This window comes from Bradyrhizobium oligotrophicum (assembly GCF_051168495.1).
GTDB classification, from domain to species: Bacteria; Pseudomonadota; Alphaproteobacteria; order Rhizobiales; family Xanthobacteraceae; genus Bradyrhizobium; species Bradyrhizobium oligotrophicum_A.
On the sequence record NZ_JBNPVB010000005.1, the window covers coordinates 386,794 to 407,860 of the forward strand.

Annotated in this window: 18 protein-coding genes; 13 read left to right on the forward strand and 5 right to left on the reverse strand. The window is 64.5% G+C overall.

Annotated elements, in window-relative coordinates; translation table 11 throughout:
- Nucleotides 1–386: 386 nt before the first annotated feature.
- The 3 genes from ACQR1B_RS13445 to ACQR1B_RS13455 form a co-directional block, all read right to left on the reverse strand.
- Nucleotides 387–686: a hypothetical protein gene (locus ACQR1B_RS13445; RefSeq protein ID WP_434831636.1), complete on the reverse strand. Its 300-nt coding sequence runs from the start codon at nucleotides 684–686 to the stop codon at nucleotides 387–389.
- Nucleotides 687–690: 4 nt separating this feature from the next.
- Nucleotides 691–1,062 carry a type II toxin-antitoxin system ParD family antitoxin gene (locus tag ACQR1B_RS13450; RefSeq protein ID WP_434831635.1) on the reverse strand — a complete coding sequence of 124 codons (372 nt, stop codon included), beginning with the start codon at nucleotides 1,060–1,062 and terminating at the stop codon, nucleotides 691–693.
- 226 nt (nucleotides 1,063–1,288) lie between these two features.
- On the reverse strand, nucleotides 1,289–3,433 hold the full coding sequence (locus ACQR1B_RS13455) for an acetate--CoA ligase family protein (RefSeq protein ID WP_434831634.1): 2,145 nt from the start codon (nucleotides 3,431–3,433) through the stop codon (nucleotides 1,289–1,291).
- A gap of 225 nt (nucleotides 3,434–3,658) precedes the next feature.
- On the opposite strand from ACQR1B_RS13455, the gene ACQR1B_RS13460 reads away from it, so the two are divergent.
- The 3 genes from ACQR1B_RS13460 (at nucleotide 3,659) to frc (ending at nucleotide 7,485) form a co-directional block, all read left to right on the forward strand.
- Nucleotides 3,659–4,354, forward strand: coding sequence for a GntR family transcriptional regulator (locus tag ACQR1B_RS13460; protein WP_434831966.1), 696 nt, complete (start codon nucleotides 3,659–3,661; stop codon nucleotides 4,352–4,354).
- A 54-nt stretch (nucleotides 4,355–4,408) separates the two neighbouring features.
- Entirely contained in the window at nucleotides 4,409–6,142 is a 1,734-nt protein-coding gene (gene oxc, locus ACQR1B_RS13465; RefSeq protein ID WP_434831633.1) for an oxalyl-CoA decarboxylase, read from the forward strand.
- Between the two features lie 65 nt (nucleotides 6,143–6,207).
- Nucleotides 6,208–7,485 (forward strand): formyl-CoA transferase, encoded by a 1,278-nt coding sequence (gene frc, locus ACQR1B_RS13470; protein WP_434831632.1) that lies wholly within the window; start codon nucleotides 6,208–6,210, stop codon nucleotides 7,483–7,485.
- 336 nt (nucleotides 7,486–7,821) lie between these two features.
- Here the strand turns inward: frc and ACQR1B_RS13475 are convergent, their stop codons facing one another.
- A complete protein-coding gene (locus tag ACQR1B_RS13475) occupies nucleotides 7,822–8,085 on the reverse strand; it encodes a hypothetical protein (protein ID WP_434831631.1) in 264 nt (87 codons plus the stop codon).
- Nucleotides 8,086–8,202: 117 nt separating this feature from the next.
- Here ACQR1B_RS13475 and ACQR1B_RS13480 point away from each other — a divergent pair, with 117 nt between their 5' ends.
- Nucleotides 8,203–8,340 carry a hypothetical protein gene (locus ACQR1B_RS13480; RefSeq protein WP_012043236.1) on the forward strand — a complete coding sequence of 46 codons (138 nt, stop codon included), beginning with the start codon at nucleotides 8,203–8,205 and terminating at the stop codon, nucleotides 8,338–8,340.
- Nucleotides 8,341–8,656: 316 nt separating this feature from the next.
- On the opposite strand, the gene ACQR1B_RS13485 is transcribed toward ACQR1B_RS13480, so the two are convergent.
- The gene (locus ACQR1B_RS13485) at nucleotides 8,657–8,782 is read right to left on the reverse strand and encodes a hypothetical protein (protein ID WP_434831983.1); all 126 of its coding nucleotides are present in this window, start codon (nucleotides 8,780–8,782) and stop codon (nucleotides 8,657–8,659) included.
- Between ACQR1B_RS13485 and ACQR1B_RS13490 the strand changes: the two genes are divergently transcribed.
- The 9 genes from ACQR1B_RS13490 to ACQR1B_RS13530 all read left to right on the forward strand — a co-directional run bounded on the left by ACQR1B_RS13490 (nucleotide 8,739) and on the right by ACQR1B_RS13530 (nucleotide 20,624).
- A complete protein-coding gene (locus ACQR1B_RS13490) occupies nucleotides 8,739–9,749 on the forward strand; it encodes a Bug family tripartite tricarboxylate transporter substrate binding protein (RefSeq protein WP_434831630.1) in 1,011 nt (336 codons plus the stop codon). The two genes, ACQR1B_RS13485 and ACQR1B_RS13490, sit on opposite strands and share 44 nt — an antisense overlap.
- Before the next feature lie 9 nt (nucleotides 9,750–9,758).
- Nucleotides 9,759–10,253 carry a tripartite tricarboxylate transporter TctB family protein gene (locus tag ACQR1B_RS13495; protein ID WP_434831629.1) on the forward strand — a complete coding sequence of 165 codons (495 nt, stop codon included), beginning with the start codon at nucleotides 9,759–9,761 and terminating at the stop codon, nucleotides 10,251–10,253.
- A gap of 41 nt (nucleotides 10,254–10,294) precedes the next feature.
- Nucleotides 10,295–11,794, forward strand: a complete 1,500-nt coding sequence (locus tag ACQR1B_RS13500; protein ID WP_434831628.1) for a tripartite tricarboxylate transporter permease — start codon at nucleotides 10,295–10,297, stop codon at nucleotides 11,792–11,794.
- Between the two features lie 205 nt (nucleotides 11,795–11,999).
- A complete protein-coding gene (gene oxlT / locus ACQR1B_RS13505; protein WP_434831627.1) occupies nucleotides 12,000–13,286 on the forward strand; it encodes an oxalate/formate MFS antiporter in 1,287 nt (428 codons plus the stop codon).
- Between the two features lie 242 nt (nucleotides 13,287–13,528).
- Nucleotides 13,529–14,845 (forward strand): oxalate/formate MFS antiporter, encoded by a 1,317-nt coding sequence (gene oxlT / locus ACQR1B_RS13510; protein WP_434831626.1) that lies wholly within the window; start codon nucleotides 13,529–13,531, stop codon nucleotides 14,843–14,845.
- 221 nt (nucleotides 14,846–15,066) lie between these two features.
- Nucleotides 15,067–15,486: a CBS domain-containing protein gene (locus ACQR1B_RS13515; RefSeq protein WP_434831625.1), complete on the forward strand. Its 420-nt coding sequence runs from the start codon at nucleotides 15,067–15,069 to the stop codon at nucleotides 15,484–15,486.
- Nucleotides 15,487–15,625: 139 nt separating this feature from the next.
- Nucleotides 15,626–16,594, forward strand: a complete 969-nt coding sequence (locus tag ACQR1B_RS13520) for a zinc-binding dehydrogenase (RefSeq protein ID WP_434831624.1) — start codon at nucleotides 15,626–15,628, stop codon at nucleotides 16,592–16,594.
- Nucleotides 16,595–16,702: 108 nt separating this feature from the next.
- On the forward strand, nucleotides 16,703–18,091 hold the full coding sequence (locus ACQR1B_RS13525; protein WP_434831623.1) for a cation diffusion facilitator family transporter: 1,389 nt from the start codon (nucleotides 16,703–16,705) through the stop codon (nucleotides 18,089–18,091).
- Between the two features lie 208 nt (nucleotides 18,092–18,299).
- A complete protein-coding gene (locus ACQR1B_RS13530; protein WP_434831622.1) occupies nucleotides 18,300–20,624 on the forward strand; it encodes an ATP-binding protein in 2,325 nt (774 codons plus the stop codon).
- The last annotated feature ends 443 nt before the right edge of the window (nucleotides 20,625–21,067 follow it).

Genomic DNA, 21,067 nt, shown 5'->3' on the forward strand with positions numbered 1-21,067 from the left:
CGGATCATCGGCTACTAGGCGAGCCCAAGTGTTGCCGGATCGGTCTCTCCCGACGCAGTGATCTACGCGGCGCTCGCGGGACACCCCCTGTGGTCAACACCATTCCCGAGTGGCGGTAACAAGCCGCGGTTATCGCGCTTCTTCACGACCTGGAAGGCCGTGGCTTCCCGTTCACATGCGCCGGCGACATGAACCTTGCGAAGCGCAACAAGCGCGAGCGCATGGAAGCCAAGGTCACGGGAATGACCGCCGGTGAGGCGGATGTCCGCATTTGCATGTTCGGCGGTCGGCTGCTGTCCCTCAGTGGCTCTCGAAACGAAACTACAAGAAACGAAACCACCAGGACGCAACGGGCGTGACGATTTGTCGACAACGCGCAGGAGCCATCACGACGATCCGGTGACTGTGCTCGACTGGCGTTTGCCGGAAAGACCGGCTCTTTCGTTCAATGCTTCATATCGAGGAAGACAAAACGCCTGTAGCGCGGGCGTGAACGACTTTGCCATGCGCCTGCTGATCGCGGCCGTCGAGATCAAACGCTGCACGGCACGCAGCAAGCTCACGCCGGCAGCGCTATAGGGATGGACCAGACGCGGGACGAGCTTTGGAATGGTCTGCGCCTTGTCCACCAGGGGGCGCAGGACACGCTCGTAGGACGCCAGAGCCTCGGCGGACTTACGGTGCATTTAACTATCTGCTCGGATGGCGGCTAGTCCAACTCTTAAGCGCCGCCTCGTTGTCATCGGCGATATACGCCAGATTTCCAGCGCGTCTTCCCTTGCCTGTGGACGAAGCAGGCGGCGATTTTGCATGCGCCGCCTTCCGGCGCTGCGCCTCGGCAATCAGGTCTTCCACGTACCAATTCTCCGGGGCGCCGCTGTCGAGGCCCTCCTGAATCGCGGTCCGCAGAGCTTCGAGCCTGGCCTTCCGCCGTTCTTCCTTCTCTTCGATCAGCCGCAGCCCTTCGCGCATCACCTCGCTCGCGGTCGCATACCGGCCGCTGTCCACCAGGTTCCAGATGAAATCCTCGTAGTGCTTGCCGATGGTGTAGCTGCTCGCCATGGGAACCTCTTTCCAGCACAAATTATCATTTTATGCTATTGCGCTCAGCATCGCCAGCCTCCGGTGACGTCCGAAATGGCTCACTCTGGAGAGCATCCAAGGATGCGGGTTGTCGAAGGGTGCTCGATTCACTCGGACGGCGTCACGGCCTCAAGCGGCAACCAAAAGAAAGACGCCGCCCCGGTTTCCCGGAGCGGCGTCGTCGCAGTCTCAGGCTATCGCGCGATCAGAGCAGCCCTGCCCCGCGCGCCCATTTGTACTTGGCGCCGAGCACCTCGACCGGAAGCTCGGTCGAGTAGGCATAGGCGGGGATGCCGTGCTGGTAGAGATATTCGGCGGCTTCCTCGACCTCGACGTCGCCGGCGAGCGAGGCGACGATCGGTTTCACAAAGCCCTTGGCCTCCATCTCCTTCTTCACCTCGACCATGTTGCGCGCGAACACCATCGGCGGGGTCACGATCGTGTGCCAATAGCCGAGGATGAGCGCGTGGATGCGCTCATCCGACAGGCCGAGCTTGACCGTGTTGACATAGGTGATGGGCGGCTCGCCGCCGGTGATGTCGACCGGATTGCCGGCAGCGCCGAACGGTGGGATGAATTTGCGGAAGGCGGCGTCGAGATCCGCCGGCATCGCCATCAGCGACAGGCCGTTGTCGACGACCGCGTCGGACAAGAGCACGCCCGAACCGCCGGCGCCGGTGATGATGACGACGTTCTCGCCCTTCGGCGTCGGCAGCACCGGCACGCCGCGGGCGAATTCGAGCAGCTGGCGCAGCGAGCGGGCGCGGATGACGCCGGACTGCTTCAGCACGTCCTCGTAGATCTTGTCGTTGCCGGCGAGCGCGCCGGTGTGCGACGAGGCGGCCTTCGCTCCAGCAGACGTGCGGCCGGCCTTGAGCACGATCACCGGCTTGGTCTTGGAGACGCGCTTGGCGGCTTCGGCGAAAGCGCGGCCGTCCTTGAGGTCCTCGCAGTGCTGCGCGATCAGATTGGTGTTGGGGTCCTGCTCGAAGAAGGCGAGCAGATCGTCTTCGTCGATGTCGGACTTGTTGCCGAGGCCGACGATCGCGGAGACGCCCATCTTGGCCGAGCGCGAAAAACCGATGATCGCCATGCCGATGCCGCCCGACTGCGACGACAGCGCCGCATGGCCCTTGACGTCATAGGCGGTGCAGAAGGTGGCGCAGAGATTGGCCGGCGTATAGTAGAAGCCGTAGATGTTCGGGCCCATCAATCGGATGTTGTACTTGTTGCCGACCTCGACGATCTCGGCCTGCAGCTCCGGCGCACCGGCTTCCGCGAAGCCCGAGGGGATCAGCACCGCGCCCGGGATCTTCTTCTCGCCGCACTCGGCCAGCGCGGCCGCCACGAACTTGGCAGGGATCGCGAACACAGCAGTGTCGATCACGCCGGGCACGTCCTTGACGCTCTTATAGGCCTTGTAGCCGAGGATCTCCTGGGCCTTGGGATGGATCGGATAGATCTCGCCCTTGTAGCCGCCGTTGACCAGGTTCTTCATCACGGAGTTGCCGATCTTGCCGTCCTCGGCCGAGGCGCCGATCACGGCGACCGCCTGGGGCTTCATGATGCGGTTCATCGCGGTGACGATTTCTTCGTTCGAGCGCGGCGCCGGGCGCGCCTTGTAGTCGAAATCGACGACGATGCGGACGTCGGCGGCGATGGCGCCATTCTTCGTCGCGAACACCGGGTTGAGGTCGAGCTCGACGATCTCCGGGAAATCGCTGACGAGCTGCGACACCTTGACGATGATGTCGGCCAGCGCCTCGCGGCTGACGGCATCGCCGCCGCGCACGCCCTTCAGCATCTCATGGGCCTGGATACCGTCGAGCATCGACAGCGCATCATCCCTGGTCGCCGGCGCGAGGCGGAAGGTCACGTCCTTCAGCACCTCGACCAGCACGCCGCCGAGGCCGAAGGCCACCAGCTTGCCGAACGAGCCGTCGGTGATCGAACCGACGATCACCTCGGTCCCGCCGGTCAGCATCTGCTGGACCTGGATGCCTTCGATCTTGGCGTCGGCCTTGTAGGTCTTCGCATTCGCGAGAATGGTCTCATACGCCTTCTGCGCGTCGTCAGCGGTCTTGACGCCGACGATGACGCCGCCGGCTTCGGTCTTGTGCAGAATGTCCGGCGAGACGATCTTCATCACCACCGGGAAGCCCATGTCACCGGCCAGTTTGGCCGCCTCGGCGGCGGACTTGGCCAATCCCTCCTTCGGCACCGCAATGCCATAGGCGTCGCAGACCACCTTGCCCTCGGGCGCGGTGAGGCTGGTGCGCTTGTCCGCCTTCACCCGGTCGAGCACATCGCGGATGGTGGCCTTGGCATTCGGAATGGCGGCGTCAGACATCGGGGTTTCCTCCTCGGGATTGCTCGTGGTTTATGGCATTTGGTATGCCAGACGCAAACTTTGTCAAGCGCAGCGAAGGTGTGGAAACGCTGAAAAATCGCTCAGCTTGACAGTCTGGCATCTGGCATGCCAAAAATCCTCGACGGAAAATGCTGTAAACAGACATCTCCCAAGGAGAGGAGACCGGTCTTGTCTACAGAGAAAACAAACAAGGCATTGCCCATCATGGCCGAGGCCGACATCGCGATCGCTCGCATCGCCCCGGAGACGAGCTTCAAGAATAAGGCCTATGAAGCCTTGAAAGAAGCGATTCTCAAGATGGACATCTATGCGTCGCCCGAGCCTGTGATGCTCGACGAGCGCGCCTTGTCCGAGCGCCTCGGTGTCAGCCGCACGCCCATCCGCGAAGCGATCGCGATGCTCGAGCAGGATGGATTCGTGAAGACCGTGCCGCGCCGTGGCATCGTCGTGGTGCGCCGGACCAAGAGCGAGATCGTCGACATGATCCGCGCCTGGGCCGCGCTGGAGAGCATGGCCGCGCGCCTCATCACGACGATCGCGCGCAAGAAGGACATCACGGCGCTGCGCGACTTCTTCAAGGAGTTCGGCGACGACCGCCCGCCGCAGGAGCACATCGAGGAATATTCGCGGGCGAACATCGCGTTTCATCAGGCGCTGATCTCGCTGTCGGAATCGCCCGTCCTGGTCGACATGACCAACGACATCCTGCTGCACGTGCGCGGCTATCGCCAGCTCACGATCGGACGCACCGATCGAATCGCGGCGTCCCTGCCCGAGCATCTCGCGATCATCGAGGCGCTGGAAGAGCGCAACACCGAGCTTGCCGAGAAGCGCGCGCGCGATCACACGCTGGGCCTTGCGACCTATGTCGAGACGCACGGCCAGGAACTGTTCAGCTGACGATTCAACAGAAGACGCGATGCGCCTTCGATCAACGACCAGGGAGAGAGGCGCATGCCGCAGACTGCTGTGAAGACCGAGGCACCGGACACCCATGAGGAGCTCACCGACGGCTTCCATCTCGTCATCGACGCGATGAAGCTGAACGGGATCGACACGATCTACAACGTTCCGGGGATTCCGATCACCGACCTCGGCCGCATGGCGCAGGCTGAAGGCATTCGCGTCCTCTCCTTCCGTCACGAGCAGAATGCCGGCTATGCCGCGGCCATCGCCGGCTTCCTCACCAGGAAGCCCGGCGTGTGCCTCACCGTCTCGGCGCCCGGCTTCCTCAACGGCCTCACCGCGCTGGCGCACGCAACGACCAACTGCTTTCCGATGATCCTGGTGTCGGGTTCGTCGGAGCGCGAGGTCGTCGACCTGCAGCAGGGCGACTATGAGGAGATGGACCAGCTCGCGATCGCCAAGCCGCTGTGCAAGGCGGCGTTCCGCGTGCTGCACGCCCAGGACATCGGCATCGGCTTCGCACGCGCCATCCGCGCCGCGGTCTCCGGCCGCCCGGGCGGTGTCTATCTCGACCTGCCGGCCAAGCTGTTCGGCCAGGTGATGAACGCGCAGGCAGGCAGCGCCTCGCTGGTCAAGGTGATCGATCCGGCGCCGGCGCAGATCCCCTCGCCCGATTCGGTCAAGCGCGCGCTCGATCTTCTCAAGAGCGCCAAGCGGCCGCTGATCATCCTCGGCAAGGGCGCGGCCTACGCGCAGGCCGACGAGGCGATCAAGACCTTCGTCGAGACCAGCGGCGTGCCGTTCCTGCCGATGAGCATGGCCAAGGGCCTGTTGCCCGACCTGCATCCGCAATGCGCCGGTGCGGCGCGCTCGACCGTGCTGAAGGACTCCGACGTCGTCATGCTGATCGGCGCCCGGCTCAACTGGCTGCTGTCGCACGGCAAGGGCAAGAGCTGGGGCGATCTGCCGAAGAAGTTCATCCAGGTCGACATCGAGCCGAAGGAGATGGATTCCAACGTCGAGATCGCGGCCCCCGTGGTCGGCGACATCGGCTCGGTGGTGACGGCGTTCACCGCGGCGATGGGCAGCGACTGGCCCAAGGCGCCGGTCGAGTGGCTGAGTGCCGTGCAGAAGAAGCGCGAGGACAACGTCGCCAAGATGGCGCCGCGGCTGATGAACAACAATTCGCCGATGGACTATCACGGCGCGCTCGGCGTGCTCCGCACTATCATCAAGGAACGCCCGGATGCGATCCTGGTCAACGAGGGCGCCAACACGCTCGACCTCGCCCGCGGCGTGATCGACATGTACCAGCCGCGCAAGCGTCTCGATGTCGGCACCTGGGGCGTGATGGGCATCGGCATGGGCTCGGCGATCGCGGCGGCGGTCGAGACCGGCAAGCCGGTGCTGGCGATCGAGGGCGACAGCGCCTTTGGTTTCAGCGGCATGGAAGTCGAGACCATCTGCCGCTACAACCTGCCGATCTGCGTCGTCATCTTCAACAATGACGGCATCTATCGCGGCACCGACCAGAACGCGGCGAGCGACGACCCGGCGACCACCGTGTTCGTCAAGGGCGCGCGCTACGACAAGATGATGGAGGCCTTCGGCGGCATCGGCGTCAATGCGACGAGCCCCGACGAGCTGAAGCGCGCGGTGAACGCGGCGATGGATTCCGGCAAGCCGACCTTGATCAATGCCGTGATCGATCCCGCCGCCGGATCCGAGAGCGGCCGCATCGGCAACCTCAATCCGCAGAGCGTGCTGACGAAGAAGAAGTAAGGGCCACCCGCAAGACATCCAACACCCGCTGCTCGCGGGATGACCATTCTTACTGGAGAGAACACATGACCAAGGCGCTCGAGGGCGTTCGCATTCTCGACTTCACCCACGTCCAGTCCGGACCGACCTGCACGCAGCTGCTGGCCTGGTTCGGCGCCGACGTGATCAAGGTCGAGCGTCCCGGCGTGGGCGACATCACCCGCGGCCAGCTGCAGGACATTCCCAACGTGGACAGCCTGTATTTCACGATGCTGAACCACAACAAGCGGTCGATCACGCTCGACACCAAGAACCCGAAGGGCAAGGAAGTCCTGACCGAGCTGATCAAGACGTGCGACGTGCTGGTCGAGAATTTCGGCCCCGGCGTGCTCGATCGCATGGGCTTCCCCTGGGAGAAGATCCAGGCGATCAACCCGAAGATGATCGTGGCCTCGATCAAGGGGTTCGGCCCCGGCCCGTACGAGGACTGCAAGGTCTACGAGAACGTCGCCCAGTGCACCGGCGGCGCCGCCTCGACCACCGGCTTCCGTGACGGCCTGCCGCTGGTGACCGGCGCGCAGATCGGCGATTCCGGCACCGGCCTGCATCTCGCGCTCGGCATCGTCACCGCGCTCTATCAGCGCACCCATACCGGCCGCGGCCAGCGCGTCACCGCCGCGATGCAGGACGGCGTCTTGAACCTCTGCCGCGTCAAGTTGCGCGACCAGCAGCGGCTCGATCACGGCCCGCTGAAGGAATACAGCCAGTTCGGCGAGGGCGTGCCGTTCGGCGACGCCGTGCCGCGCGCCGGCAACGATTCCGGCGGCGGCCAGCCGGGCCGCATCCTGAAGTGCAAGGGCTGGGAGACCGATCCCAACGCCTACATCTACTTCATCACCCAGGCCCCGGTCTGGGAGAAGATCTGCGACGTGATCGGCGAGCCCACCTGGAAGACCGATCCGAACTACGCCAAGCCCGCCGCCCGACTGCCGCGCCTGAACGAGATCTTCGGCCGCATCGAGCAATGGACCATGACCAAGACCAAGTTCGAGGCCATGGACACCCTCAACGAGTTCGACATCCCCTGCGGGCCGATCCTGTCGATGAAGGAGATCGCCGAGGACGAGTCGCTGCGCAAGACCGGCACGCTGGTCGAGGTCGACCATCCGACCCGCGGCAAGTACCTGTCGGTCGGCAACCCGATCAAGCTGTCGGACAGCCCATCCGACGTCACCCGCTCGCCTTTGCTGGGCGAGCACACCGACGAGATCCTGCGCCAGGTGCTCGGCTTCAGCGACCACCAGGTCGCCGAGATCCACGACTCCGGCGCACTCGATCCGCCGCGCAAGGAAGCGGCGGAGTAAGCGGGCGCCAGATAGGACACGCGCGGCGATTGCAGCCGTTCATCGACACCAAGCCGCCGGCATCGTCCGGCGGCTTTTTGCTTCTCGCACCGGTAGAGACCACTTGACCCGCGGCCGATGACGTTGCGAATTTGGAAGATGAACGCTCGGAGTCCTCCCAGTGGTCCATTGGTTTGACGCGAATTGCTCCGCTCCGGTCAAACATGATCTGGGATTGGCATGCCTCACCTCATACGCACTCCAGAGGTCGAAGAGCTTCCCGCGCTTTCAGCGCTCGTCGTCGTTCGAAAGCAGGATGGGGTAACGACGACCTCGTGAAGGCATGCCGCGTTGAACTCACCTTGATGGACTGGAATAACGATCGACCTCAATCATCGTTGCGGAGGAGAGGCCGTGGGCGTCGCGCAGGTCGAGGCGGTTGGAAAGACAGCCGACTTGCTTGAGCTCTTCGTCGAGCCGACCACGCTGCAACGTGGTCTCGGCGAGGCTCGGTTCGCATGTGCCCGTGACAGGGCGCAAAGCATCGGCGGGCGGCTGGATCGCGGGCAATTTCCACGGTATGGGAATAACGCTCTCGATTGAAAATCTCAATTGTGACATTTGCGGCGCAGCGCCAAATCGTCATGCTGCTATGCAATATGCGTCGTTGCATCTGGCATCTGGTATACGTAAATCTTCGGTCAGAAAGTCCCACTGCCTCACCGATGGAGACAAACCATGGCCAAGACCGTCGCCCTCCCCCTCGTCCAGCCCGTGTCGCTGTTCGGCCGCCTGCTCGCCGCCCTCGACCGCGTGCTGATGACGAGCGCCCGTGCCGCCAACCGCAACGGCGACCTGCCCTATTTCGGCCTCTGAAACCCGGGCGCGCCGCCCGGCGCGCCAAGACGGCATCGAAGCCCATCGAGAGCCCCGGACCTCCGGGGCTTTTGCTTTTTCGGCAGCACCGGCCGGGCTGCGACAAATTGGCTCCGCGGCAGTTTCAGCCGATCTGCTCAATTGCGGTCGGGCACCGCTTCATACCAAAATCAAATCGGTCGATCTGCTGCGGACGCACCTGCTTCTGCACGGCCTCGACCGCCGACACAACTGTTGGCTGCATCGAAGGCGGCGGGAGAAGCCGGGGTTACATTGACCGAAGCTCGACACGATCGAAGGACGACACCGGACGGGATCAAGACAGAGTAAGTGGTTCGATCGGACAGAGCGGCCAGGAGAAGCCGTCGCGGTCCAGGAATGAAGGGGAGAAGGCGTCGATGAAGCGTTCCTTGCGCGTTGGCTTGACGGTCGGCTTGGTCATTGGATTGGCATCGGCCGTGGGCAACGTTCCGGCCGTTGCGGCCTGGGAGCCCGTCCGGCCGGTCGAGTTCATCGTTCCCGCCGGGACCGGCGGCGGTGCCGATCAGATGGCCCGGACGATCCAGGGCATCGTGACCAAGCACAATCTGATGAAGCAGCCGCTGGTGGTGATCAACAAGTCCGGTGGCGCCGGCGGCGAAGGCTTCCTCGACGTCAAATCGTCGGCGGGCAACCCTCACAAGATCATCATCACGCTGTCGAACCTGTTCACGACCCCGCTCGCGACCGGGATCCCCTTCAACTGGAAGGATCTCACGCCGGTCGCCATGCTGGCACTCGACGAGTTCGTGCTCTGGGTCAATGCCGAGAAGCCCTACACCACCGCCAAGGACTATCTCGATGCCGTGAAGCAGGGCACGGGCACCCTGAAGATGGGCGGCACCGGTTCGAAGCAGGAAGATCAGATCATCACCGTGGCCATGGAGAAGGCCAGCGGCGCGAAGTTCACCTACATTCCCTACAAGGGCGGCGGCGAAGTCGCCGTCCAACTGGTCGGCAATCACGTCGATTCCACCGTCAACAATCCGATCGAAGCCGTCGCGCAATGGCGCGGCGGCAAGGTCCGGCCGCTCTGCGTGTTCGATGACAAGCCGATGAGCTACGACGAGCAGGTCACCGACGGCAAAGCCTGGAAGGACATTCCGACCTGCAAGTCGCAGGGGCTCGACATCGAGTACCTGATGCTGCGCGGTATCTTCATGTCGCCGCGGGCCACCAAGGACCAGATCGAATACTATGTCGACCTGTTCAAGAAGGTGCGGGACACGCCGGAATGGCAGGACTTCATGAAGACCGGCGCCTTCAACACCACCTTCATGACCGGCGCCGACTATGCCAAATGGGTCGAGACCGAAGAGAAGCGCCACGAATTGCTGATGAAGGAAGCCGGCTTCCTGGCCTCGAACTGAGCGGCGCGCATGAGTCCTCATGGTGGATCCGCCGGCCCCGCCCACAAGGCGGTCGAGGTCGGCGTCACGCTCGCCATCGCGCTGTTCGGGATCATCGTGATCTTCGGCAGCGTGAAGGCCGGAATCAATTGGGGCGCCGAGGGGCCGCGCGCCGGGTTCTTCCCGTTCTATGTCGGCCTGTTCATCGTTGCTGCCAGCGCGATGAATTTTCGCAACGCGCTGCGCGAGGATGACGGCGGCGTGTTCGCCGAATGGGGCCAGCTTCGCCAGGTCATGAGCGTAGTGGTGCCGACCGCGATCTATGTCGGCGCCCTGCCCTTCACCGGCCTGTACCTCGCCTCCACGATCTTCATCGCATGGTTCATGCGGTGGCTCGGCAAGTACGGCTGGCTCACGGTCGCAGTGGTCGCGATCGGAATGCCCGTCGTGACCTATCTGATCTTCGAGCGCTGGTTCATGGTCCCGCTTCCCAAGGGACCGGTCGAGGAATGGCTCGGGCTATAACGACAGATTTCATTCGCTCACGGGTGCAGGACCAAGCTGGCATGGAAGAACTGGCCAATCTTTTTCACGGCTTCGCGGTCGCCCTTCAGCCCTTCAACATCATGGTGATGATCCTCGGCATCGTGCTCGGGGTGATCATCGGCGTGCTGCCGGGATTGGGCGGCGCCAACGGCGTCGCGATCCTGCTGCCGCTGACCTTCAGCATGCCGCCAACCTCGGCCATCATCATGCTGTCCTGCATCTATTGGGGCGCGCTGTTCGGCGGCGCCATCACCTCGATCCTGTTCAACATCCCCGGCGAACCCTGGTCGGTCGCGACTACCTTCGACGGCTACCCGATGGCTCAGCAGGGCAAGGCGGGCGAGGCCCTGACGGCAGCCTTCACCTCGTCCTTCGTCGGTGCGCTGTTCGCGGTCATCATGATCACGCTGGTTGCGCCGCTGGTGGCGAGCTTTGCGCTGCGGTTCGGGCCGGCCGAGAAATTCGCGGTCTATTTTCTCGCCTTCTGCAGCTTCGTCGGCCTGAGCAAGGAGCCGCCGTTCAAGACGATTGCGGCGATGATGATCGGCTTCGCGCTCGCAGCCGTCGGGCTCGATTCCATCACCGGCCAGCTCCGGCTCACCTTCGGCATCACCGAGTTGCTCAACGGCTTCGACTTCCTGATCGCCGTCATCGGCCTGTTCGGCATCGGCGAGATCCTGCTGACGATGGAGGAAGGCCTGAGCTTCCGCGGCGGCAATGCGAAGATCAATCTGCGTGTCGTCCTTCACACCTGGAAGGAGATGCCGGCCTATTGGCTGACCTCGGTGCGCTCCTGCCTGATCGGTTGCTGGATGGGGATCACGCCCGCGGGGGCGACGCCAGCGTCCTTCATGAGCTACGGCATCGCCAAGCGCTTGTCGAAGCGCGGCAAGCATTTCGGCCATGGCGAGATCGAGGGCGTCGTCGCGCCGGAGACGGCCGCGCATGCCGCGGGCACCGCAGCATTGCTGCCGATGCTCTCGCTCGGCGTTCCCGGCTCGCCGACTGCGGCGGTGCTGCTCGGCGGCCTCTTGATCTGGGGCCTGCAGCCGGGACCGATGCTGTTCGTCGAGCAAAAGGAATTCGTCTGGGGTCTGATCGCCTCGATGTATCTCGGCAACCTCGTGGGCCTGCTCGTTGTGCTGACCTGCGTGCCGATCTTCGCGGCGATCCTGCGCATTCCCTTCAGCATCATCGCACCGCTCATTCTCGTGCTGTGCGCGATCGGCGCCTATTCGGTGCACAGCAGCACGTTCGACGTGGTGCTGATGCTGGTGTTCGGCGTGCTCGGCTATCTGTTCAAGAAGTGCGGCTATCCGCTCGCCCCGCTGGTGCTTGCGATCGTATTGGGCGACAAGGCCGAGGAAGCGTTCAGGCAGTCGCTGCTGGGATCCCAGGGATCGCTCGCCGTGTTCTTCTCCAACGGGCTGGTCGGCACCATCATGGCGCTCGGGCTGATCGCGCTGTTCTGGTCGGCGATCCAGGACGGCTACAGCCGGTTGCGGGCGGCCACTGCCTAAACTCGCGCTTCATCCGATAGTTGAGCTACAATTTTCCTCTGCCGCGTCGTATTGTCGCTGCAGCGATTTGCCTTGCTTCTGCGGAGTTTTTCCATCCGTTGGCGCTCCAACCGGCGCCCGCGCTCGTGAATTCGCTTGTCTATTGGCATATCATATACCAAACTCCGCGTAGCTGTTAGACAAAAATAGACAGCCTGGAGGAAACATGACGGACGTGGCTCACGCGGGGGCGCCCGCATCTGCAAGAGTAAGTGACGCCTATCGCTGGACGCAGTTGGTGGTCGGCGTTCTGGCGATGGTGATGATCGCCAACTACCAGTATGGCTGGACCTTCTTCGTTCCCGACATCGCCAAGACCTTCGGCTGGGATCGCGCCTCGATCCAGTGGGCGTTCACGCTGTTCGTGCTGTTCGAGACCTGGCTGGTGCCGGTCGAGGGCTGGTTCGTCGACAAATACGGCCCGCGCATCGTCGTGCTCGTCGGCGGCGTGCTCTGTGCGATCGGCTGGATGATCAACGCCTACGCCACCTCGCTCAACGGCTACTATCTCGGCATGATCATCGCAGGCATCGGCGCCGGCGGCGTCTACGGCACCTGCGTCGGCAATGCGCTCAAATGGTTCCCCGACAAGCGGGGCCTCGCCGCCGGAATCACGGCGGCCGGCTTCGGCGCCGGCTCGGCGCTCACCGTCGCGCCGATCCAGGCCATGATCCGCGACTCCGGCTTCCAGACCACCTTCCTGTATTTCGGCCTGGGACAGGGCATCATCATCGTGATCCTCGCCTTCTTCCTGTTCGCGCCGAAGGAAGGCCAGGTGCCTGCGGCGGCGCAAAATGCCAACCTGGTGCAGAGCCGCCGCAACTATAATCCGACGGAGGTGATCCGCCAGCCGATCTTCTGGCTGATGTACTTCATGTTCGTGATCGTCGGCGCCGGCGGCCTGATGGTGACGGCCAACCTCAAGCCGATCGCCGGCGACTGGAAGGTCGACAACATCCCCGTGACCTTGATCGGCATGACCATGACGGCCGTGACCTTCGCAGCCACCATCGACCGCGTCCTGAACGGCCTGACGCGTCCGTTCTTCGGCTGGATCTCGGACATGATCGGCCGCGAGAACACGATGTTCATCGCCTTCGGCATGGAGGGCATCGGCATCTGGGCGCTGTACATGCTGGGCCACGATCCGATCTGGTTCGTGATCCTGTCCGGCTTCGTGTTCTTCGCCTGGGGTGAGATCTATTCGCTGTTCCCGTCGACCTGCACCGATACGTTCGGCACCAAATTCGCCACCACCAATGCCGGCCTGCTCTACACCGCCAAGGGCACCGCGGCGCTGCTGGTGCCGATCGCGAACTACATGCAGCAGTCGTCAGGCAATTGGGACTTGGTCTTCATGATCGCGGCCGGCGCCAACATCCTGGCCTCGATCCTGGCGATCGCCGTCCTCAAGCCCTGGCGGAAGGTCGTGGTGCAGAAATCCATGCTCTGACGAGCCCCGCTTCGCGCTGCAGCGAAAATAAACTGGAACACGTCCAGACCGAAAGCGCTCGGCATTTTGCCGAGCGTTTTCTTTTGCTTGCGTGCGGAGCCCCCGCACCATGCGCCGCAACATCCAGGGCGCAGCGGCTCTTGCCATATTGCCATCTGGAATATGTTATACCAGTCTACCAGGACGACAGACGCCGTACCGGCAGTGACAAGCCGGACGTCAGTGCGATCTTGGGAGGACACATGGTTTCCAGCACAGAGGCAACACCGCCCGTCCAGGTGCAGTCCAGCGGCTTCCGCTGGGTGCAGCTCGCGATGGGCATCGTCTGCATGGCGATGATCGCCAACCTTCAGTACGGCTGGACGCTGTTCGTCGATCCGATCGACGCGAAGTATCACTGGGGCCGCACGGCGATCCAGCTCGCCTTCACGATCTTCGTCGTCACCGAGACCTGGCTCGTGCCGGTCGAGGCCTGGTTCGTCGACAAATATGGCCCGCGAATCGTCATCATGTTCGGCGCCGTCATGATCTCGCTGGCCTGGGTGCTCAACTCCTACGCCGACTCCCTCACCCTGCTCTATGCCGGCGCCGTCGTCGGCGGCATCGGCGCGGGCGCGGTCTATGGCACCTGCGTCGGCAATGCGCTGAAATGGTTTCCCGACCGCCGCGGCCTCGCCGCCGGCGCCACCGCCGCCGGCTTCGGTGCCGGGGCTGCACTCACCGTCGTACCGATCGCGAGCATGATCGCCTCCAGCGGCTATCAGAGCGCCTTCTTCACCTTCGGCATCGGGCAGGGTCTGGTCGTGTTCGTGCTCGCCATCTTTCTGCGGCCGCCGAGCGTGGCCGCGCCCGCCCGCAGGAAGCAGCTCAATCTCCCGCAGAGCAGGATCGACTACACGCCGCCGCAGGTGTTGCGCACGCCGATCTTCTGGATCATGTATCTGGTGTTCGTGATGGTCGCGTCCGGCGGACTGATGACCGCGGCCCAGATCGCCCCGATCGCCCACGACTTCAAGATTGCTAACGAGCCGGTGACCCTCGCCGGTTTCCAGATGGCGGCGCTGACGTTTGCGATCTCGCTCGATCGAATCTTCGACGGCTTCGGCCGCCCGGTATTCGGCTGGATTTCCGATACGATCGGCCGTGAGCACACCATGTTCATCGCCTTCGGCACGGCCGCATTGATGCTGCTGACGCTGTCGGCCTACGGACACAACCCGATCGTGTTCGTGCTCGCGACCGCCGTCTATTTCGGCGTGTTCGGCGAGATCTACAGCCTGTTCCCCGCGACCTCCGGCGACACCTTCGGCAGCAAATATGCCGCGACCAACAACGGCATGCTCTACACGGCGAAGGGCACCGCATCGCTGCTGGTCCCGCTCGCGAGCCTGATCTCCAGCAGATATGGCTGGCAGGCCGTGTTCGTGATCGGCGTTGGCCTGAACGCCACTGCGGCGCTGCTGGCGCTGTTCGTGATCAAGCCGCTGCGCCGCGCCTTCATCCTCGGCAAGGATCCGGCGGCGAGCGAGCCCGCGACCCAGGATGCGCGGACGGCGTGACCCATCGAGAATGACCTCCCGCAAACTTCACGAGGCGCACCTTGGTGCGCCTCTTTTCTTTGGCGTCTTTCTTTGGCGTCGATACCGATCCCGCATTCCTCCCAGTGGGACGCGTGGCTGACGCGGTTTGGCCCCGCATAAAAACCATTGAGGCCGGATTGACTTCTGGCATAACGTATACCAGACTTGGAGCGTTCATTGACAATCAACCGGAGGGCGCCATGAAAGTCGGAGACATCCTGCGCAACAAGACAGCGCGCGTGATCACGGTGCGAATGAACGAGACCGTCGGCGTCGCGGCGCAGCTGATGCGCGCCAGCAATGTCAGCGCCCTCGTCGTCAAGGACGTCGTCCGCACGGAGGGCAATACCGCCGCCGGCATGTTCACCGAGCGCGACGTCGTTCGCGCCATCGCCCAGCACGGCGCCGCCGGCGTCACCATGAAGGTCTCGCAGCTGATCTCGCCGCAGCGGCTGATCGCCTGCAGCACCGAGGACACGCTCGAGCACGTGCGCCACCTGATGAACGTGCACCACATCCGCCACCTGCCGGTGATCGACGATTTCGCGCTGGCCGGCGTCATCAGCATGCGCGACATCTCCTCGGCCTTCGACGAGGCGGCAGCCCCCGTCGCTGCCTGACGCCCCACGCGCTCAGCCGCGGAACGGTTCGGCCGCAAACGGAGTCTTGTCGGAGCCGTGCGCCGCCTGTTAGGCGGTGCGCAGAGGAGAACGGCGCAATCATCTCGCCGCTGATTTTGGCCCGACAGGATCCCTTGCGATGAAAGCCTATGTCTATGGCGCCCAGGGCGCCGCGATCACCGACGTCGCCAAGCCCGTGCCGAAGGGGACGCAGGTCCTGGTGCGCGTGCGCGCCTGCGGTCTCAATCGTGCCGATCTCGGCATGACCAAGGGCCACGTCCATGGCGCTGCCGGCGGCGTCGGCACCGTGCTCGGCATGGAATGGGCCGGCGAGGTCGCAGAGCTCGGCCCCGACGCCAAGGGCGTGCAGGTCGGCGACAAGGTGATGGGCTCGGGCGCCGCGGCGTTCGCCGAATACACGCTCGCCGATCACGGCCGGCTGTTCCGCGCGCCGTCGAACATGAATTTCGACGACGCGGCCACGCTGCCGATCGCACTCACGACGATGCACAATGCGGTCGTCACCAACGGCGCGCTGCTGCCCGGTCAGGCCGTGCTGGTGCAGGGCGCAAGTTCCGGCGTCGGCCTGATGGCGATGCAGATCGCGAAACTCAAGGGCGCCGCGCTCGTGATCGGCTCCTCGACCGACGCCGCGCGCCGCGCGCGGCTCGAGGAATTCGGCGCCGACCTCGCGATCGATTCGAGCGATCCTGCCTGGGTTGATCAGGTGCTGGAGGCGACGAACGGCGCGGGCGTCGACCTGATCATCGATCAGGTCTCCGGCAAGGTCGCCAACCAGAACCTCGCCGCGACCAAGGTGCTCGGGCGCATCGTCAATGTCGGCCGGCTCGGCGGAACCCATGCCGACTTCAACTTCGATCTGCACGCGGCGCGGCGCATCACCTATGTCGGCGTCACCTTCCGCACCCGTTCGATCACGGAGATCCGCGCGATCTTCGATGAGGTCAGGGCCGACATCTGGGGCGCTGTCGAACAGCGCACCCTGCGCCTGCCGATCGACCGTGTGTTCGCTTTCGACGACATCGGCGCGGCGTTCGCGCACATGGAGGCGAACAAGCATCTCGGCAAGATCGTGGTCACCTTGTGATCCCGACCTCCTGATATTTAGACGCAATCGAAACAGTCCGCGGTCCATGCACAGGGGCCGCGCGATCCCGGCTTTCACGGTCCGGCCTCGGCTGCTACATCCGCGCCCATGAGCGAAGCCGCCTCCCAGACCTACTCCGGAAAAGCCCGTGTCGCCGCGATCTCGATCGCGGCGAGCGCCAGCATGGCCGCGGCGAAGTTCATCGTCGGTGTCCTGATCGGCAGCCTCGCGCTCGTCTCCGAGGCGCTGCACAGCGCGGTGGACGTCGTCGCCACCGTCATCACGTGGATGGTGGTTCGGGTCTCGGACCGGCCGGCCGACGACGAGCATCATTACGGCCACGGCAAGCTTGAGAGCCTGTCGGCGCTCGGCGTCATCGCCCTGCTCTACGTGCTGGCCGGCGGCGTGCTGGTCGAGTCCGTCAGCCGCCTGCGCGAGGCGGCGCCGCCACCGGCGCTCTCGGCCGTCCCGTTCGTCGTGCTGGTGATCGACATCGCCGTCAACTTCTGGCGCGCCCGCGCGCTGCATCGGGCCGCGCACGAGACCCACAGCCAGGCGCTGGCCGCCGACGCGCTGCATTTCGCATCCGACGTGCTCGGCTCGATCGCCGTGATCGCCGGCCTCGTCCTCACCGGGCTCGGCTTCTGGTGGGGCGACTCCGCCGCGGCCGTCGCGGTCGCGGTGATGATCTCGGTGCTGGGCCTGCGGCTGGCGCGCTCGACCGTGGAAACCCTGCTCGACCGCGCACCGGACGGCGCGGCCCAGAAGGCGGACGCCGCGATCCGTTCGGTCGCCGGCGTCGTCGACGTCGAACGGCTGCGGGTGCGGCTCGTCGGCGCCACGCATTTCGTCGACGCCACCGTCCAGGTGCCGCGCACCTATCCGATCGACCGCGTCCACGAGATCAAGCGCAACGCGCAGGCCGCGGTCGACGCCAGCCTGTCCGGTGCCGACGTCACCTTCACCACGGTACCGGTCGCACTCAGCAATGAGAGCGTGCGCGAGCGCATCATGGTGATCGCACGCAATTCAGGTCTCGCGATCCACCACGTCACCGTCCACGACGTCGGCGGCCGGCTGATCGTCGCGATCGATCTCGAGGTCGACGGCGACATGAGCCTGGTCGCGGCGCATGCGATCGCGCACGAATTGGAGCGCTCGATCCGCGACGAGTTCGGCGCCGACGTCGAGGTCGACACCCATATCGAGCCGCTCGAGCCCGAACTGCCGTTCGGCATCGATGCGCCGCCGCAGCGCATCGCCGTGATCGCCGAGGCCCTGCAACGCTTTGCCGCCGAGACCGACATGTACGACGTGCACAATGTCCGCGTCCGCAACACCGAAGCCGGCGAGATCGTCAACTTCCACTGCCGCGCCGCGCCGTCGATGAGCGTGCTCAGGGTGCACGACAATGTCGACCACATCGAACGCGGGGTGCGGCGCGCCTTCCCGACCGTCAAGCGCGTCATCAGTCACGCCGAGCCGCCGCACGGCTGAGGCCGGAACGTCACGCTCCGTTCTTGCTTCGGACTCATCACGGCGAAATTTTGCCACCGCAAACTCGCATTGGATAAGATTTATTAGCTTTTGCCAAACCGTTGACTCTCGACAGCCCGACAAATCTGGATTCAAATCAACTTGATTCGGAAGCGGCTGGGGCTCTTTCGAAATTCGGGTATCCAAAGAAGTTTCGGGGGTCTACAGCATGGCGCGTGCGCATGCCGCGAACGCGTGCGTCCAATCTTCTGATTCCATCAAGGGGTTGGCGCAATCGATCGCGAAACCGGCCTATCAAAGGCTACTGACTGCTGAGCCGGTATTGCGTCGTGCCGTCCCCACTTTGATCATCGCCTTCCTGGTCACCATCTGCCTGGGCGCCTTCGTCCAGGTGCTCGACCACAGCCGGCAGAAGCGCGGCGCGACCAAGCGCGACCTCGCGGCGATCTCGGATCTGCTGGCCGACCGCATCGGTCATCTGGCGATGCGGCCCGACCGCATGGCCAGCATCGAGCATCTGCAGAGCCTGCTGCCGGACCTGATCCCGGCCTGGGGCGTCACGCCCGGCCGCCACGTGATCGTGACCGGCGCCGATCATCGCATCCTCGCCCGGGTTCCGGTCGACGCCGGCATCGGCGACAACGAGCGCATCCTCGACCTGATCTCGACCGCGCAGCTGCTGGCCACGCCGGGCCTGCAGGGCGCCGTCACCGAGATCACGCTGCCGAACGGCCGTCCCGCCTTTGCCGTCTCGCAGCTCATCAAGACTCTGCCCGGCCGCGTCGTCGTGATCCAGGAGAAGATCGAGCCGATCTGGGGCTCGGACGCCGCGCTGTCGATCACGCTGTCGGCGACCACCGGCTTCGTCGTGCTGATCCTCGGCTTCGCCTTCCACTGGCAGTCGACGCGCGCCCGCGAAGGCGATCTCATCAACGACGCCGTCCGCGGCCGCATCGACACCGCGCTGAACCGCGGCCGCTGCGGCCTGTGGGACTGGGACCTGTCGCGCGGCCGCATCTTCTGGTCGAACTCGATGTTCGCGATGCTCGGCCTCGACAACCGCACCGACCTGCTCACCTTCGGCGAGGTCAACGCGCTGGTGAACTCCAACGACATCGACCTGTTCGCGATCGCCGACCAGCTCGTGGCCGGCGAGCTCCGCCACATCGACCAGAGCTTCCGGATGCGCCACACCGAGGGCCACTGGATCTGGCTGCGCGTGCGCTGCGAGCTCAGCCAGGGCACCACGGATTCCGGCCTGCATCTGATCGGTATTGCCGTCGACGTCACCGAGCAGAAGAGCCTGGTCGAAAAGACCGTCGAGGCCGACCTGCGGCTGCGCGACGCCATCGAGACCATCTCGGAAGCGTTCGTTCTGTGGGACGCCAACAACCGCCTCGTGCTGTGCAACTCGCACTTCCAGAAGCTGCACAAGCTGCCGGACACGGCGGTCACCCCGGGCACGTCCTACGAGACCGTCATCGAGGTCGGCAAGATGCCGGAGATTCGCACCCGGCAGCACGACAACAGCCAGCATGCGCCGGGCGGCCGCACCTTCGAGGCCCAGCTCGACGACGGCAGCTGGCTGCACATCTCCGAGCGCCGCACCAAGGACGGCGGCTACGTCTCGGTCGGCACCGACATCACCCGCATCAAGGAGCACGAGCAGAAGCTCGTCGACAACGATCTGCGCCTGCGCGCCACCGTGATCGACCTGCAGCGCTCGCAGACCGCGTTGGAGCGGCAGGCGATCGAGCTCGCCGACCTCGCCGAGAAATACTCGCAGGAGAAGACCCGCGCCGAGGAAGCCAACCAGACCAAGTCGAAATTCCTCGCCAATATGAGCCATGAGCTGCGCACGCCGCTCAACGCCATCATCGGCTTCTCCGAGATCATGGGCAGCGGCATGTTCGGCTCGCTCGGCTCGGAGAAGTACCAGGAATACTGCCACGACATCCTGACCTCCGGTCAGTACCTGCTCGAAGTGATCAACGACATTCTCGACATGTCGAAGATCGAGGCCGGCCGCATGAAGCTCGACATGGAGCCGCTCGACCTTGCCAAGACGCTGGCGGAATCGCTGCGCGTCGTCTCCGGCCGCGCCCAGGACAAGAGCCTGGTGCTCGACGCCGACATCGAGGGCAGCATCCCCGTCGTCGCCGACCGCCGCGCCACCAAGCAGATCATGGTCAACCTGCTGTCCAACGCAGTGAAGTTCACCCCCGAAGGCGGCCGCGTCACGATGCGCAGCCGGGTGTTCGAGGACAAGGTCGTGCTGATCATCGCCGACACCGGCATCGGCATTCCCGCGCAGTCGCTGGCGCGGCTCGGCCGGCCGTTCGAGCAGGTCGAGAGCCAGATGACCAAGACCTATCACGGCTCCGGCCTTGGCCTTGCCATCGCGCGCTCACTGGCCCAGCTGCACGGCGGCTCGATGCGGCTGCGCTCGCGGCTGGAGTTCGGCACCGTCGTCCGCGTCACCCTGCCCCGCGACGCGTACAAGGCCACGGCGAGCATTTCGGTCGCGGCGTGACCCGCAAGCAGCTGACCCGACTGGAGTCGACCTGGCGCTTGAACCCTGGCAACCAGCGCGGTGCCCATGACTGCGCCCTCGCCCTCAGGGCGAAGCGAAGCTTCGCCAGGGTGGGAGAGGGCATTATGAAAGCTCAGCGAGCTCGGTTGGGTGAGGGGTCTCTCTCCACGAACATCGCTCGCGGAGAGAAACCCCTCACCCAACCGAGCTCGCGGATAAGCCGCACATGCCCTCTCCCACAAGGGGCGAGGGCGCTGCATTGGACAGCATTTTCGCGGCCACTATCGAACATATTCAATCTCGCGCCCTATAACGACCGCCGTGTGCGCCCCTCGTCGGCGCCACGATCACGCTGGCCCGCCCTGCCCGTCGAGGCTGGGCAAGAATCCTGATTATGGGTCTGGGACCGCCCGCACCGGCGTGATCACGAGCGATAGCGAGAA